This is a genomic window from Kamptonema formosum PCC 10802 (assembly GCF_000332335.1).
Lineage (GTDB): Bacteria > Cyanobacteriota > Cyanobacteriia > Cyanobacteriales > Oscillatoriaceae > Oscillatoria.
This window is the reverse complement of the sequence record NZ_KB235948.1, coordinates 1408904-1409368: the sequence shown is the minus strand read 5'-3', so window position 1 is coordinate 1409368 and position 465 is coordinate 1408904.

Below are 465 nucleotides of genomic sequence, written 5' to 3'. Positions count from 1 at the left end.
ACTTCTTAGTGGACTTCGCTGTTGGTTCTGTCAGAGAAGCTTTCTCGCTTCTGTTCTCAGTATAGCCGGTGGAAACTCCCCGTCAAGCACTTTTCACAAAACTTTACATTTACACCGGCTCCCCTACTTTTCCCCCCAAAACAGCAGCAGCACCCGAGCCTGATTCGCTGAGTAATTTCCTCTCCTTAATCGTTCAACTTGGAGTCGCACTAACTTCAAGAGTTCAGTCGCGGTGCTCCCTTGTGACTATTTGGGGAAATATCAGCCCTCTAGTGGGGTGCTGCTGTTGTTCGATGAGACAGACGTTATATTTAACAGCTCGTTTTACCTCGTGCGTGACTTCTTAGTGGACTTCGCTGTTGGTTCTGTCAGATGAAGCTTTCTCGCTTCTGTTCTCAGTATAGCCGGTGGGAACTCCCCGTCAAGCACTTTTCACGAAACTTTACATTTACACCGGCTCCCTTG